This window comes from Pseudomonas sp. TE3644 (assembly GCF_056278815.1).
Genome location: NZ_JBWBQF010000001.1, coordinates 784,094 through 798,119, shown reverse-complemented (window position 1 = coordinate 798,119; position 14,026 = coordinate 784,094). Strand labels below are relative to the sequence as shown.

Below are 14,026 nucleotides of genomic sequence, written 5' to 3'. Positions count from 1 at the left end.
TGAATTGGCGTAGATCGGAACGAAGTTTGACCTGTTTGCACCTCATTGCACGCTTATGAACTGTGCAATTTCGGCCCCCACAGAATGATGCTGGCACCGATGACGCACAGCACGGCGCCCAGCCAGTCGCTGCCGGTGGGACGCACTTTTTCCACCACCGCCAGCCAGGCCAGCGACGTGACGATATACAGCCCACCATAGGCGGCGTAGGCGCGCCCGGCGTAGGCGGCTTCGACGCGGGTCAGCAGCAGGGCGAAGCAGGTGAGGCTGAGTAAGGCGGGTAACACCCACAGGGCGCTTTTGCCCAGGCGCAGCCACATGTAGAAGGCGTAGCAGCCGGCGATTTCGAAGACGGCTGCTAGGAAAAACCAGAGATAGTTGAGCACAGGGGAGTCGTTTGGGTGGGGGTGCAAGGTGCAATTCTAGCATTGCTGAGTGTCAGGGATGGCCTCTCGCGAGCAAGCTTTGCTCCCACAGTGTTGAGCCTGCCACGGCGGATGGCACACCACTGTGGGAGCAAAGCTTGCTCGCGATGAGGCCGGACCTGACACCCAGGTTAGCGAGTGATCAACCCGGGGTATGCCGCGCCTTGGCGCGCATTTTCTCGGCCATGCTGGCCATCTCGTCATAGAGCGCCTGCGGGTTGTGCTGCTTGAGCTGCCAGGCCATGCGCCCCTGCTCGTGGGGCAGAATCATGAACTCGCCTTCGGCCACCCGCTGGTAGATGTAGTCGGCGATGTCCGCCGCCGTGATCGGCGAGCTTTCCAGCAGCTTGCCCACCTGGGCCTTCATGGCCGGGGTGGGGCCGCGGAAGGAGTCCAGCAGGTTGGTCTGGAAGAACGACGGGCACACCACGTGCACGCCCACTTCCTGTTGCCGCAGCTCGGCCAGCAGGCTTTCGGACAGCGCCAGCACGCCGGCCTTGGCGACGTTGTAGTTGCTCATGGCCGGGCCCTGCATCAGGGCGGCCATGGAGGCGATGTTGATGATCTTGCCCTTGCTCTTCTCCAGCAACGGCAGGAACGCCTTGCAACCCTTGACCACGCCCATCAGGTTGATTGCGATCTGCCACTCCCAGTCTTCCAGTTGCAGCTCGCTGAAGAAGCCGCCCGACGCGACACCGGCGTTGTTGACGATCACGTCGACACCGCCCAGCTTTTCCTCGCAGGCCTGGGCCAGGGCGGTGAGCTGGCTGTAGTCGCGCACGTCACAGCGTTGCACAAAGCCATCGCCGCCCGCCTCGCGCACCAGTTTGAGTGTTTCCTGCAGGCCAGGCTCGTTGACGTCCGACAGCGCCAGCTGCCAGCCCTCGCGCGCCCAGCGCAAGGCAATTTCGCGGCCCAGGCCTGAACCGGCGCCAGTGATCATCATGCGATTGTGCATAGCCAATGCCCTGTGTTCCTTGAATGGTAGGGGGCAGTCTAGTGAAGGAAGGCAGCGGGCTCATGCACCATCAGGTTAGTGAATGGGTGATGCAAACATTGGCTGTGCGACACTTTTGTGACATTCAGTAATAACCCGCCTTTTGCAATCGCCGAGGAAAAACGCCAACCTCCCCGCCGCTGATCGGCAGCCGGGATCGCGGCGGAACCTGCGACGCTCTGTGCCTATCCTTATTCAATCACCACCCGCTCAAGGCAACCCCTCATGACCACCCAGCGCGACCACCGCATCGACTTCTATCGCGGCCTGGCGTTGATCTTCATCTTCTGGGATCACATACCGCAGAACCCGCTCGCCAATTTCACCGCACGCAACTTCGGTTTCAGCGACGCCGCCGAGATTTTCGTGTTCCTGGCCGGTTACGCCGCCGTGCTGGCCTACGGCAAGATCGCCCTGCGCAGCGGCTACCTGATCGCCACGGTGCGTATCCTGCGCCGCGCCTGGGTGCTGTACGTGGTGCACATCTTCCTGCTGGTGCTGCTGATGGGCATCATCTTCGTGGCCAACAGTCATGTTGAAACCCGCGACATGATCCAGGAGATGAACCTCAACTACTTCATCCTCAACCCCCAGCAGGCGCTGGTGGATGAGTTGCTGTTGCGCTTCAAGCCCAACCTGATGGACCCCTTGCCGCTGTACATCGTGCTGCTGGCGGGGTTGCCCGTGGTGCTGCCGCTGTTGGTCAAGCACACCAGCCATGCCGTAGGCGTGTCGCTGGCCGTGTACGGGCTGACCCAGTGGTTTGGCTGGAACATCCCCGCCCACGGCAATGGCTTGTGGTATTTCAACCCCTACGCCTGGCAGGCGCTGTTTGTGCTGGGCGGGGCGGCGGCGCTGCACAGCCAGGCGCCACAGGTGGCAGACCCGCGGCCGCTGCATCGTCAACCGGTGTTCATGACCTGCGCGGTGGCATTGGGTGTCAGCGTGGTCATTGCCCTGAGCTGGAAGTGGCCGGCCGTGCACGACGCGTTCATGCCGCAATGGATCGCCGAGCGCCTGTACCCCATCAGCAAGACCAACCTGGCCCCGGTGCGCCTGCTGCATTTCCTGGCACTGGCCTACTGCGTGGGCAAGCTGGTGCCCAACGGCCGCTGGGTGCAGCAGTGGCTGGTGCAGAAGGTGGCGATGATGGGCCGCTATTCGCTGGAGATTTTCTGCCTGAGCGTGCTGCTGGCACCGTTGGCCGACATGGCCAACGCCCTGGGCGACGACCGCATGCCGATGCAGATCGCCACCGCGCTGGCGGGGCTGGGCCTGATGTTGGCCCTGGGGCAGTGGCTGGACCTGAACAAGCGCCTGACCAGCCCGACGCCCGTGGCGACGGGCGCGGTCAGTCGCGCCTAGGCGTTGCCCGAGACCTTCATGCGCGCTGCCTGGGTGAAATCCAGCATGCGCTTGAGGGGGCGGATAGCCTGGGGGATCAGCGCCGGATCGACGAAGATCTCGTTGCGGCCTTCACGCAAGGCCGTAAGCGTGCGCTCCAGGGTGTTCATGGCCATCCACGGGCAATGCGCGCAGCTACGGCATGCCGCGCCGTTGCCGGCGGTGGGGGCTTCGACGAAGATCTTGTCCGGGCACAACTGCTGCATCTTGTAGAAGATGCCTCGGTCGGTGGCGACGATGAAGGTCTTGTTCGGCATGGTCTGCGCAGCAGCGATCAGCTGGCTGGTGGAACCCACCGCGTCGGCCAGCTCGATCACCGATTCCGGCGACTCGGGGTGCACCAGGATGGCGGCATCCGGGTACAGGGCCTTCATGTCCTCCAGCTGGCGCCACTTGAACTCTTCGTGGACGATGCACGAGCCGTCCCACAGCAGCATGTCGGCGCCGGTCTTTTTCTGGATGTAGCGGCCCAGGTGCTTGTCGGGGCCCCAGATGATGGTCTCGCCGTTGTCCATCAGGCTTTCGACGATTTCCAGCGCGCAGCTTGAGGTGACCACCCAGTCAGCACGGGCTTTCACCGCCGCCGAAGTGTTGGCGTACACCACCACGGTGCGCTCGGGGTGCTGGTCGCAGAACGCCGAGAAATCCTCCACCGGGCAACCCAGGTCCAGGGAGCAGGTGGCGTCGAGCGTGGGCATCAGCACGCGCTTTTCCGGGGTGAGGATTTTCGCCGTCTCGCCCATGAAGCGCACGCCGGCCACCACCACGGTCTTGGCCGGGTGGTTCTTGCCGAAACGGGCCATTTCCAGGGAGTCGGACACGCAACCGCCGGTTTCCTCGGCCAGGGCCTGGATGACCGGGTCGCAATAGAAGTGGGCCACCAGTACTGCGTCCTGAGCCTTGAGCTCGGCAGCGATGGCGGCGCGGTAGTCGGCTTCCTGCTCGGGCGTCAGCGGCTTGGGCTGCTTGGCATCGAGGTGGGCCTGGACCAGAAGGCGTTCGGAAATCTGCGTCATGTTGGCAAGACCTGCAGGCGCTTGTGCGCGAAAGTCGAGTATACCACCCCAGCTTACGCGAGCCCGGGCGTTGTTTCCCAGGTGATACAAGCCCCCGGGGCCGGGGAAGGCTACAGCCAATCGGATGATTTCCAAAGATTTTTTTGAGCCGTGCAACTCCCTTTGTCAGCTACCGCATCGGCGGTGCCTCCCCCGACGCCATCGCGGCCAAGGCCGGCTCCTACCCCATGATGTAGGAGCCGGCCTTGGCCGCGATGCAGACGACGCAATATTTGAGCGAAAGCTGTCATTCGGCGCCTTTCATCCGCCGCCCATAGCCAAGTGCATGGCACTAGGCTAGCCTGCGGTGTATCAAGGTTTTTCCGCCGTGCGTCCAGCACGACACATCACCCCGCGCACCGTCCCCGGTTGCCGTGGCGGTAGCATTGCCCTCCCCTTCGCGAAACCCTCCTCCGGCTGCTTCAGGCACGCCCGGACGAACCGCCGTTTTCGTCAGAGATCACCACCATGGCCCATGCCCCGAGCTTCCTGTCGGTCGTGTTCGTCGTCCGCAATCACGCCGATGCCCTTGAAACCCTGCTGGCCGATGCCACCCAGGTGGTCAGCGCGATGGTGCGCGACTATGAACTGATCGTGGTCGACAACGCCTCCACCGACGCCAGCATCGCGGTGCTCAAACGCCTGACCGGCGAGACCGGCATCGCCAACCTGCAGGTGTACGCCCTGACCAAGGAGGTGGATATCGACACCGCCTCTTGGGTGGGGCTGGAGAGCGCCCTGGGCGACCACGTGGCCGTGATCGACCCCATGACCGACGACGTGCGCTACCTGCCCAAGCTGTTGGAGCAGGCGCGGCTGGGCGCCGACGTGGTGTTTGTGTGCAACGAACAGCGCCCGCGCCAAGGCCTGGTGTATCGCCTGGCCTTCCGGGTGTTCCACTGGTGCTACCACCGTTTCAACGGCATCAACCTGGCCAAGGAGGCGCCGCCTTACCGGCTGATGTCCAAAGAGGTGATCAACTTTATCCTGCAACACCCCAAACCGGTCATCACCTACCGCCACCTGCCGGCCACCGGTGGCTTTGCCCGCGCCAACCTGCGCTACAGCGAGCCGCCCAAGCCGCAACCGCGCAAGCGCCTGCGTGACAACATCGACCGTGGGGTGGGCCTGCTGCTGTCCACCACCCGCGCGCCGATGCGCCTGGTCACGGCGCTGTCGCTGTTCGGCGCGGTGATGAACCTGCTGTATTGCGTGTACGTGGTGGCCATCGGTTTCTTCAAGGCCGACGTCGCCCCGGGCTGGATCAGCCTGTCGCTGCAGCAGTCGGGGATGTTCTTCCTGATTTCGCTGGTGCTGATGGTATTGGGCGAATACCTGATGAACATGGCCAGCGCCACCCAGCAAGGCCCCCACTGGCACGTGGCGCAGGAGTTCACCAGCGCGCGCATGACCCGCCGTGAGCGGCTCAATATCGAAGAGCCGGCGGTGGACAGCCCCGTGGTGGTCAATGGACGATTCTCGTAATGGTCGACCTTCCCGAACGTTTCGACGCACTGGTCATCGGCGGCGGCTTCTATGGCTCGGCCATCGCCGTGTACCTGGCCGCCCAGCGTGGCTTCAAGCGCATTCTGCTGGTGGAGCGCGAACCGGCGCTGATGCTGCGCGCCTCCCATAACAACCAGGCGCGGGTGCACAACGGCTACCACTACCCGCGCAGCTACACCACGGCCTACCGCAGCCGCATCAACCTGCCGCGTTTCGTGCGCGACTGGCCCGGCGCCGTGCGCCAGGATTTCACCAAGCTCTACGCCATCGCCCGGCACAACTCCAAGGTCACGGCGCGGCAGTTCGAGCGCTTCTGCCGCGACATCGGCGCGCCGATCCAGCCGGCACCCGCGCACCTGAGCGGGCTGTTCGAGCACCGCCTGATCGAGCAGGTGTTTGCCGTGCAGGAGTACGCCTTCGACAGCCGGCGCCTGGCTGAATGGGCCCTGCGCGAACTGGACCATTTTGCCGTGCAGGTGCACTACCGCACCCGCGCCACCGCCATCGAACGCGCCGAGGGGGGGCTGCGCGTCCACCTGGCGCGCGACTCGGGCGAAACCGACCGGGTGGCCTGCCGCTACGTCTTCAATTGCAGCTACAGCGGTACCAATCAACTGGGCGGTGATTTCCCGGGTGTCAGTATCGCGCTCAAGCAGGAAATCACCGAAATGGCGCTGATGGCCATGCCACCCGCCCTGGAGCGCCTGGGCATCACGGTGATGGACGGGCCGTTCTTCTCCATGATGCCCTTCCCCAGCCGCGGCCTGCACACCCTGTCCCATGTGCGTTTCACCCCGCACCTGCATTGGCAGGACGAACGCGGCACCGACCCCTATCGCAAGTTGCAGGAGTACCAACAGCCCAGCCGCATGGACCGCATGGTGCGCGACGTGGGCCGCTATATCCCGGCCGTCCTGGAGGCGCGCCACGTGGACTCGCTGTACGAAGTGAAGACCGTGCTGCAAAGCACCGAAGACAACGACGGCCGCCCCATCCTGTTCGAACGCCACGCGACATTGCCCGGCTGCTACTCGGTGCTGGGCGGCAAGATCGACAACATCTACGACGTGCTGGAGAAACTCGACGATGAAGTACTTTGACCTCTCCAAGCTCTGCACGCTGCTGGCCCTGGCCGTGCTGGCCAGCATCTTCCTGACCCTGTCCGCGCGCTCGGTGTGGCTGGACGAGGCGATGCTGCTCAAGAACATCATCGAGATCAGCAACCCCGCCGACTTCGCCGCCCCCCTGCCCTACTACGACCAGGCGGAGCCGGTGCTGGCGTCGGTGTTCTTCAAGGCGGTGATGTCGGTGTTCCACTATGACATCCGCGCCCTGCGCCTGTCGGTGCTGGGCTTGTCGCTGCTGATGGTGGCGCCCATCGCCCTGCTGTTCCGCCAGCAGCGCTGGGGCCTGTTCGTGTTTCTGGTGGCGTTGATCGGCAACTCGTTCTCCACCGGCTTCCACTTCACCGAGCTCAAGTTCTACTTCCTGGAAATGAGCGGCAGCTTCCTGGCCATGCTCGCCATCCGCGAGGCCGAAGAGCGCCAGGACATTTACTGGACGCTGCTGGTGGCCGCGCTGATCAGCCTGCTGGGGTTCTCGACCCTACTGATCGCCGGCGGCCTGCTGGGCTATGCCTGCGTGTGGTACGTGACCCGCGACGATGGCACCCAGCGCGGCTACAAGATCAGCGGTTTCGTGCTGGCCAGCGCCTGCGTCGCGCTGTCGTACCTGTACATGAAATACCTGACCATGTACCAGATCAGCAACTACAGCACCTATGCCGCAGCCACTCACCTGGACGCCTTGAAAAGCGTGATCAATGCGCTGCTGGGGGCCTATGGCAAGGCACTCATGATTGTGTCGGTGATCGCCAGCGTGACCCTGCTGTTCGTGGGCAAGCGCGGCTACCTGTACAACCTCAACCTGTTTTTCTGCGCCCTGGTCGGCGTCGTGATCGTGGGCAAGATCGCCGGTTTCTACCCCGCCACCTACCCGCGCCACGTGCTGTGGCTGGTGCCGATGAGCCTGGTGATTTCCACCTTCGCGATCCTCTCGTTCGTGCAAAGCCGGCGCCTGGCCCTCAAGGCCCTGGGCTGGGTGATGCTGTTGTTGCTGGGGCTGCAGGCGGGCAAGGCCTGCTACAACGACCTGGGCGGCGAGACCTATCAGTACACCGACAACAATCAGCTTTTCCAGTACCTGTCACAGATGCCGGCCAGCGACATCCTGGTGCATCCCAATGCCCAGCCGTCGCTGGAGTACTACCAGCTGCTGGACCCCGGGCTGGGCAAGCATCATTTCTTCGGCGACAGCGACGAAACTACCCATCGGCGTGACCCGGCCCTGGAAATGACCACCCTGAGCAACGACATCGATCGCCTGCTGGCCGAGCGCCCGAGCAACTCGGTGTACTTCCTGACCTCGCACCTGGACCTGCAACCCGGCGAAACCGGCGTGGGCAACCTGATGCAGCGTGAGCTGGACCAATATCACTGCACCTACACATCGGTGCTCAGCGTCACCGACGCCGAGCTGTTGCACCTCAACTGCCGAGACGCCCAATGAACAAGACCCGCGACGGACTGATCGGCTACAGCGGTTTCGTTGGCTCGACCCTGCTGCGCCAGGCCAGCTTCGATGCCCGCTACCGCTCCACCACCATTGCCGAGATCGACCATGAACAGTTCGATACCCTGGTGTGCGCCGGGGCGCCTGCGCAGAAATGGCTGGCCAACCGCGAACCGGCGGCCGACCAGCGCGCCATCGATACCCTGATCGGCCACCTGGCCACCGTGCGCTGCAAGGTCTTCGTGCTGATCAGCACGGTCGACGTGTTCGCCCATCCGGTGGGCGTGGACGAGTACAGCCCGGTGCAGGAAGGCGACCTGCAACCTTATGGGCTGCACCGTCGTTACCTGGAAAAGTTCGTGGCCAGCCACTTCCCCCGCCACCTGATCGTGCGCCTGCCGGGCCTGGTCGGCCCGGGGCTGCGCAAGAACGTGGTGTACGACCTGCTCAACGACAACAACCTGGGGGCCATCGACAGCCGCGGGGTGTTCCAGTTCTACCCTATGGTCAACCTGTGGTACGACATTCAGATCGCCTTGCAGGCCGGCCTGTCGCTGGTGCACCTGGGCGCCGAGCCCATCAGTGTGGCGCGCCTGGCGCAGCAGGGGTTTGGCCGGCCACTGGAACAGCACCTGGAGCAGTCGCCGGCGATTTATGACATGCGCACGCGTTTCGCCAACCTTTACGGTGCTGCGGGCCATTACCCCTACAGTGTGCGCGACACGCTGATGGCGGTGCGCGCCTACGCCCAGTCGGAGGCGCCGCATGCCGCACTGCCACGGGAGGCCAGCGCATGAGACTGGCCATTTCCAACATCGCCTGGGCGCGCACCGAAGACAGCCCGGTCAGCCAACTGCTGCAACGCCTGCAGATCGATGCCATCGACGTAGCGCCCGGCAAATACTTCGCCGAACCCGCCCAGGCCACCGAAGCGCAGATCAGTCAGGTCAGGCGCTGGTGGCGCTCGCGCGGCATCCAGATTACCGGCATGCAATCACTGCTGTTCGGCACCACAGGCCTGAACCTGTTTGCCGGGCCTGACAGCCAGGCCGCCATGCTGCACCACCTGACCGCCATCTGCCGTATCGGCGCAGGGCTGGGGGCTACCCGCCTGGTGTTCGGCTCACCGAAGAACCGCGACCGCAGCGGCCTGGACGATTCGCAAAGCCTGGAGATCGCCACCACCTTCTTCCGCCGCCTCGGCGACATCGCCCACGACCACGGCGTGACGATTTGCCTGGAGCCCAACCCGGCCTGCTATGGCGCCAACTTCATGCTGACCAGCAGTGAAACCGCACACGTGGTACGGCAGGTCGCCCACAGCGCGATCCGCATGCAGCTGGACACCGGCGCCCTGACCCTGAACGGCGAAGACCCCGGCCGAGTGCTCAATGACTGCGCCGATTTGATCGGCCATATACACGCCAGCGAGCCGCACCTGGTACCCCTGGGCGATGGCACCACCGATCACGCCCGCGTGATGACCGCCCTGCGCGGCCACCTGCCCAATCACGTGGTCACCATCGAAATGCTGTCACCGGCCGGCGAGCCATCATTGCCGGCCGTGGAGCGGGCACTGCGGGCCGCCACCCGGCATTACCGACACCTTGAAAGCGGAGTACGCGCATGAAATGGGCGATCCTGATTCTGGGCATCCTCTCCAACGCCTCGGCCAGCGTGCTGATCAAGATGGCGATGATGCCGCCGCGGCGCTTTCCGTCGCTGTCCGAGCCTGCTGAGGCGCTGAACAACTGGCCGTTCTGGCTAGGCCTGGGGCTGTACGGCAGCGCCTTTCTTCTGTACGCCGCCGCCTTGGCGCGCCTGCCATTGAACGTCGCACATCCGGTGCTCACCGCTGGCGCCGTGGCCACCGTGGCGCTGAGCTCGGTGCTGGTATTGCGCGAACCCTTCCACTGGACCACCGGTGCCGGTGTGTGCCTGGTCATTGCCGGCGTGGCGCTGATTACCGCCCGCGTCGCCTGAGGTATCCGATGAGCTCAGTCCAATCCATTCCTGCGGTGCTCGCCGAGCGCCAGGTGCCGCGCTATGAAATCCCCCTGTGGCTGGGGCGCCAGCACGCCTGGTGCGTGGTGATCCCGGTCATCAACGAAGGCCCGCGCATTCGCCGCTTATTAGAGCGCATGGCGATTCTGGCGCTGGACCGCCTGGTGGATATCATCATCGTCGATGGCGGCAGCCGCGACGGTTCACTGCACAGCGAACTGCTGCAGGCCACGCGGGTGCGTGGGCTGCTGGTCAAGACAGCGCCGGGCAAGCTCAGCGCGCAATTGCGCTGCGCCTATGCGTTCGCCCTGGATCAAGACTACGAAGGGGTGGTGACCATCGATGGCAACGACAAGGACGACCCGCGCGCCATCCCCGATTTTGTCCAGGCGTTGCGCCATGGCGTGGACTTTGTCCAGGCGTCGCGCTTTATCGACGGCGGCGTGGCCGAGAACACGCCCGCGTCGCGGGATTTCGCCATCCGCTATATCCATGCGCCGATGCTCAGCTGGGCCTCGGGGCATCGCTGGACCGATACCACCCAAGGTTTCCGGGCCTACAGCCGACGGTTGTTGATGGACCCCGAGGTGGCGATTTTTCGCGATGTGTTTGTGACCTACGAGCTGCTGGCGTACCTGTCGTACAAGGCGCCGCGGCTGGGCTATCGCTGTGTTGAACTGCCAACGGTGCGGCGCTACCCGGTGGGTGAAGTGCCGACCAAGATCAGTAGCGTGCGGGGGAACCTGGCGGTGTTGGCGGTGCTGGTGAAGGCGTGCCTTGGCCGCTACAACGTATAACAGCAACCATTTGTGTGGGAGCGACATAAACTGCAGACGAAAAAAAGCCGGAGCGTGCTGTGCACGTTCCGGCTTTTTTCTTCTTGCATATGGTGGGTCGTGTGGGACTCGAACCTACGACCAATTGGTTAAAAGCCAACTGCTCTACCAACTGAGCTAACGACCCATTGTGTTAGCACGCTAGCGACTGTGTGTCTGTGTCGCCGCGTTGTGGTGCGTATAATACTGATTTCTAACGAGAATTCAACACCTTATTTTAAAAAAATCAAAAATATCTGGTTGGGTCGCTAACACCGGCTGCGGCGAAGCCTTCAGCACGCAGGCGGCAGCTGTCACATTTGCCACAGGCACGGCCCTGATCGTCGGCCTGGTAGCAGGAAACGGTGAGGCTGTAGTCAACGCCGCGAGCCATGCCGGCCTTGACGATATCGGCCTTGCTGAGGTTTTGCAGCGGCGCCTGGATGGTGAAACCCTGCCCTTCCACGCCCGCCTTGGTGGCCAGGTTGGCCATGCGTTCGAAGGCTTCGACGAACTCGGGACGGCAATCCGGGTAGCCGGAGTAATCCACCGCGTTGACGCCGATGAAGATGTCACGGGCGCCCAGCACTTCTGCCCAGCCCAGGGCCAGGGACAGGAACACGGTATTGCGTGCAGGCACGTAGGTCACCGGGATGCCTTCGGTAGGTGCTTCCGGCACGTCGATGCTGCTGTCGGTCAGGGCCGAACCGCCAATGCCGTTGAGGTTCAGGCCGACGACCTTGTGCTCCACGGCGCCCAGGTCCTTGGCGACGCGAGCGGCAGCGTCCAGTTCGGCGCGGTGGCGCTGGCCGTAGTCGAAGCTCATGGTGTAGACGCTGTAGCCTTCGGCCTTGGCCATGGCGACGACGGTGGCCGAATCCAGGCCGCCGGAGAGCAGGATTACCGCTTTTTTGTCAGTCATGTCTGGTGTCCTTCACGGAAAAGTACGGAAACTGGCGATGCCCCTGTAGCAGCGGCCGCCAGGCCGCGTCACGGGGCGCGCGGTGCATCTGACACTGCGCGTGGCGCCGGACGCGGCCTGGCGGCCGCTGCTACAGAGGTCTGTGCGTGATCAGCGGCCGGGCTCGTCGTTCCACAGCAGTTTATGCAATTGCAGTTGGAAGCGTACGGGCAGGTTGTCGGCGACGATCCAGTCGGCCAGCTCAGTGCCGCTGATCTGGCTCTTGCTGGGCGAGAACAGCACATCGCTGACACGGCGGTCGAGGCCGTACTGGATCAGCTTGGAAACCGCCCAGTCGTAGTCGTCCCGGGAGCAGATCACAAACTTGACCTGGTCATTGGGGGTCAGCAGCTCGATGTTCTCGTAGCGGTTGCGGTGCGACTCCTCGGACGCCGGGGTCTTGAGGTCGAGCACGCGGCTGGCGCGGGTGTCGACCTTGGAAATGTCCAGCGCACCGCTGGTTTCCACCGACACTTCGTAGCCGGCATCGCACAGTTGCTGAATCAGGGGGATGGCATTGGGCTGGGCCAATGGCTCGCCACCGGTGACGCACACGTAGCGCGGCTTGAAGCCGGCCACCTGTTCCATGATGGATTCCAGGGTACGGATGGTGCCGCCGGTAAAGGCGTAGGCACTGTCGCAGTACTGGCAGCGCAATGGGCAGCCGGTCAGGCGAACGAAAACCGTGGGCAGGCCCGCGGTACGAGTCTCACCCTGCAACGAGTAAAAGACTTCGGTAATGCGTAATGTGTCTTGCATAGGGTCCACGGGCGGGACAGCTAAACAGGCTGACCGCCTCCGTTGGGCACTTCGAAAAACCCGCCAACGCGTAGTTCAGGGAAGCGTGTTCAAATAAAAGGGCATCAATTCTAACGAAAAAACCCGCGGCAAGCGCGGGTTTCTTCAAGCAGGCAGTGCCGGCTTACATTTTCTGCAGGTCACGCTGCGCCAGTTGGGCAGCCGAAGTACCTGGGTACTGGCTAACCACTTGCTGCAGGATACCCTTCACGCGGTCGGTGTGACCCAGGCGGCGCTCGACGTCAGCCAGCTTGTACAGCGAGTCGGGCACCTTGGCGTGCTTTGGGTACAGTTGGCTGACCTTGGCGAAGGCCTGACCGGCGCCTTGCAGGTCACCCTTAGCCAGGTTTACTTCACCCAGCCAGTATTGGGCGTTTCCCGCGTATTGGCTGTTGGGGTATTTGCGCAGAAAAGCGGCAAACGCCAGGCTGGCCTTGTCGAAGTCCTTGGCCTTGATCAGGTCGAAGGCGGCATCGTAGTACAGCTTTTCTTTTGCCGGGTCACCCGGCTCGGTGCTGGCCGCAGGCGCCTGGGCGGCTTGCGGTGGCACCGGGGTACCGGCGGCGTTTACATCGCCACCGGCTGGAGAATTCTCGGAAGGTGCGGCATTTGCAGGTGCAGTGCCGGTTCCAATACGACGATCGAGATCCTGGTAACGCTCCAGGCTTTGCTGTTTAAGCTGCTGGATATCGTTTTGCTGGACTTCGACCTGTCCGCGCAGACGCGCGATGTCTTCCTGCATTTGTTGCAGCTGCATGAACAGCTGACCTTGCGCGGAAACCGGGGCTTGCGCCCCGGAATCAGCGTAGGCGCCGCTCGTGCCATAACCCGAAGGTGGATAACTGCTGGCTCCATTGCTGGAACCATCACCATCAACCACAGGAACCTCGGCCCATGCCACGAGTGGCAGGGCGAGAGCCAGAATAGTTACAGCACGGCGGCACGTTCGCATATCGAATTACTTACGCAGTTCGACGCGACGGTTCTGAGCCCACGACTGCTCGTCGTTGCCAGTAGCCACTGGACGCTCTTCGCCGTACGAAACGATTTCCAGCTGAGCTGGCGAAACGCCTTGCAGGACCAGGTAGCGTTGAACGGCTTTCGCACGACGCTCGCCCAGAGCCATGTTGTACTCGCGAGTACCGCGTTCGTCGGTGTTGCCTTCCAGTACGACGTGAGCGCCATTGGCTTTCAGGTCTTTAGCGTGGACGTCCAGAGCGCGCATGGCTTCTGGTTTCAGGTCCGAGCTGTCGTATTCGAAGTAGAAGGTGGTGATTGCGCGCAGAGCAGCTTCTTCGCTCAGGGAGCCATCAACGGCACCGGTGTTTGCGCCGTAACCAGCGTTAGGGTCAACAGCTGCTTGACCAGCGTTGTCGCCGCCTTTCGAAGAGCAACCTACAGCTACGGCCATGGCCAGAGCCAGCGCAGCAAACTTACCAAACTTCAGCATTTCCATCGTGAAACTCCTAATGAACCCCAATGTGTTAAGT

At 63.2% G+C, this 14,026-nt stretch carries 15 protein-coding genes and 1 tRNA gene; 8 read left to right on the top strand and 8 right to left on the bottom strand.

What is annotated here, in order from left to right; all coding sequences use genetic code 11:
- Positions 1–53: 53 nt before the first annotated feature.
- Positions 54–386 (bottom strand): YnfA family protein, encoded by a 333-nt coding sequence (locus tag ACZ9GA_RS03595; protein ID WP_457357033.1) that lies wholly within the window; start codon positions 384–386, stop codon positions 54–56.
- A 181-nt stretch (positions 387–567) separates the two neighbouring features.
- The gene (locus ACZ9GA_RS03590; protein ID WP_457363584.1) at positions 568–1,383 is read right to left on the bottom strand and encodes an SDR family oxidoreductase; all 816 of its coding nucleotides are present in this window, start codon (positions 1,381–1,383) and stop codon (positions 568–570) included.
- Positions 1,384–1,647: 264 nt separating this feature from the next.
- Between ACZ9GA_RS03590 and ACZ9GA_RS03585 the strand changes: the two genes are divergently transcribed.
- Positions 1,648–2,787, top strand: coding sequence for an OpgC family protein (locus tag ACZ9GA_RS03585; protein WP_457357035.1), 1,140 nt, complete (start codon positions 1,648–1,650; stop codon positions 2,785–2,787).
- Here ACZ9GA_RS03585 and nadA read toward each other — a convergent pair.
- Positions 2,784–3,842: a quinolinate synthase NadA gene (nadA, locus tag ACZ9GA_RS03580; RefSeq protein WP_457357037.1), complete on the bottom strand. Its 1,059-nt coding sequence runs from the start codon at positions 3,840–3,842 to the stop codon at positions 2,784–2,786. The two genes, ACZ9GA_RS03585 and nadA, sit on opposite strands and share 4 nt — an antisense overlap.
- 507 nt (positions 3,843–4,349) lie before the next feature.
- Between nadA and ACZ9GA_RS03575 the strand changes: the two genes are divergently transcribed.
- The 7 genes from ACZ9GA_RS03575 to ACZ9GA_RS03545 are packed head-to-tail and all read left to right on the top strand — an operon-like array spanning position 4,350 to position 10,759.
- Positions 4,350–5,366: a glycosyltransferase gene (locus ACZ9GA_RS03575; protein ID WP_457357038.1), complete on the top strand. Its 1,017-nt coding sequence runs from the start codon at positions 4,350–4,352 to the stop codon at positions 5,364–5,366.
- Positions 5,366–6,487, top strand: coding sequence for an NAD(P)/FAD-dependent oxidoreductase (locus tag ACZ9GA_RS03570; RefSeq protein ID WP_457357040.1), 1,122 nt, complete (start codon positions 5,366–5,368; stop codon positions 6,485–6,487). Before ACZ9GA_RS03575 ends, ACZ9GA_RS03570 begins: the two co-directional genes overlap by 1 nt.
- Positions 6,474–7,955, top strand: coding sequence for a hypothetical protein (locus ACZ9GA_RS03565; RefSeq protein WP_457357042.1), 1,482 nt, complete (start codon positions 6,474–6,476; stop codon positions 7,953–7,955). Before ACZ9GA_RS03570 ends, ACZ9GA_RS03565 begins: the two co-directional genes overlap by 14 nt.
- Positions 7,952–8,755, top strand: a complete 804-nt coding sequence (locus ACZ9GA_RS03560; protein WP_457357044.1) for an NAD-dependent epimerase/dehydratase family protein — start codon at positions 7,952–7,954, stop codon at positions 8,753–8,755. Before ACZ9GA_RS03565 ends, ACZ9GA_RS03560 begins: the two co-directional genes overlap by 4 nt.
- Positions 8,752–9,588, top strand: a complete 837-nt coding sequence (locus ACZ9GA_RS03555; RefSeq protein ID WP_457357046.1) for a sugar phosphate isomerase/epimerase family protein — start codon at positions 8,752–8,754, stop codon at positions 9,586–9,588. Before ACZ9GA_RS03560 ends, ACZ9GA_RS03555 begins: the two co-directional genes overlap by 4 nt.
- Positions 9,585–9,941, top strand: a complete 357-nt coding sequence (locus tag ACZ9GA_RS03550; RefSeq protein WP_457357048.1) for an EamA family transporter — start codon at positions 9,585–9,587, stop codon at positions 9,939–9,941. The genes ACZ9GA_RS03555 and ACZ9GA_RS03550 overlap by 4 nt, the downstream gene beginning before the upstream one ends.
- 8 nt (positions 9,942–9,949) lie before the next feature.
- On the top strand, positions 9,950–10,759 hold the full coding sequence (locus ACZ9GA_RS03545; RefSeq protein ID WP_457357050.1) for a glycosyltransferase family 2 protein: 810 nt from the start codon (positions 9,950–9,952) through the stop codon (positions 10,757–10,759).
- A 90-nt stretch (positions 10,760–10,849) separates the two neighbouring features.
- Here ACZ9GA_RS03545 and ACZ9GA_RS03540 read toward each other — a convergent pair.
- From ACZ9GA_RS03540 to pal, 5 genes are all read right to left on the bottom strand, one after another.
- Positions 10,850–10,925 (bottom strand) — tRNA-Lys (locus tag ACZ9GA_RS03540).
- A 99-nt stretch (positions 10,926–11,024) separates the two neighbouring features.
- The gene (queC, locus tag ACZ9GA_RS03535; protein WP_457357052.1) at positions 11,025–11,699 is read right to left on the bottom strand and encodes a 7-cyano-7-deazaguanine synthase QueC; all 675 of its coding nucleotides are present in this window, start codon (positions 11,697–11,699) and stop codon (positions 11,025–11,027) included.
- A 150-nt stretch (positions 11,700–11,849) separates the two neighbouring features.
- Positions 11,850–12,497, bottom strand: coding sequence for a 7-carboxy-7-deazaguanine synthase QueE (queE, locus tag ACZ9GA_RS03530; protein WP_457357054.1), 648 nt, complete (start codon positions 12,495–12,497; stop codon positions 11,850–11,852).
- Positions 12,498–12,660: 163 nt separating this feature from the next.
- Entirely contained in the window at positions 12,661–13,488 is an 828-nt protein-coding gene (ybgF, locus tag ACZ9GA_RS03525; protein WP_457357055.1) for a tol-pal system protein YbgF, read from the bottom strand.
- 6 nt (positions 13,489–13,494) lie between these two features.
- The gene (pal, locus tag ACZ9GA_RS03520; protein WP_027978757.1) at positions 13,495–13,992 is read right to left on the bottom strand and encodes a peptidoglycan-associated lipoprotein Pal; all 498 of its coding nucleotides are present in this window, start codon (positions 13,990–13,992) and stop codon (positions 13,495–13,497) included.
- Positions 13,993–14,026: the final 34 nt, after the last annotated feature.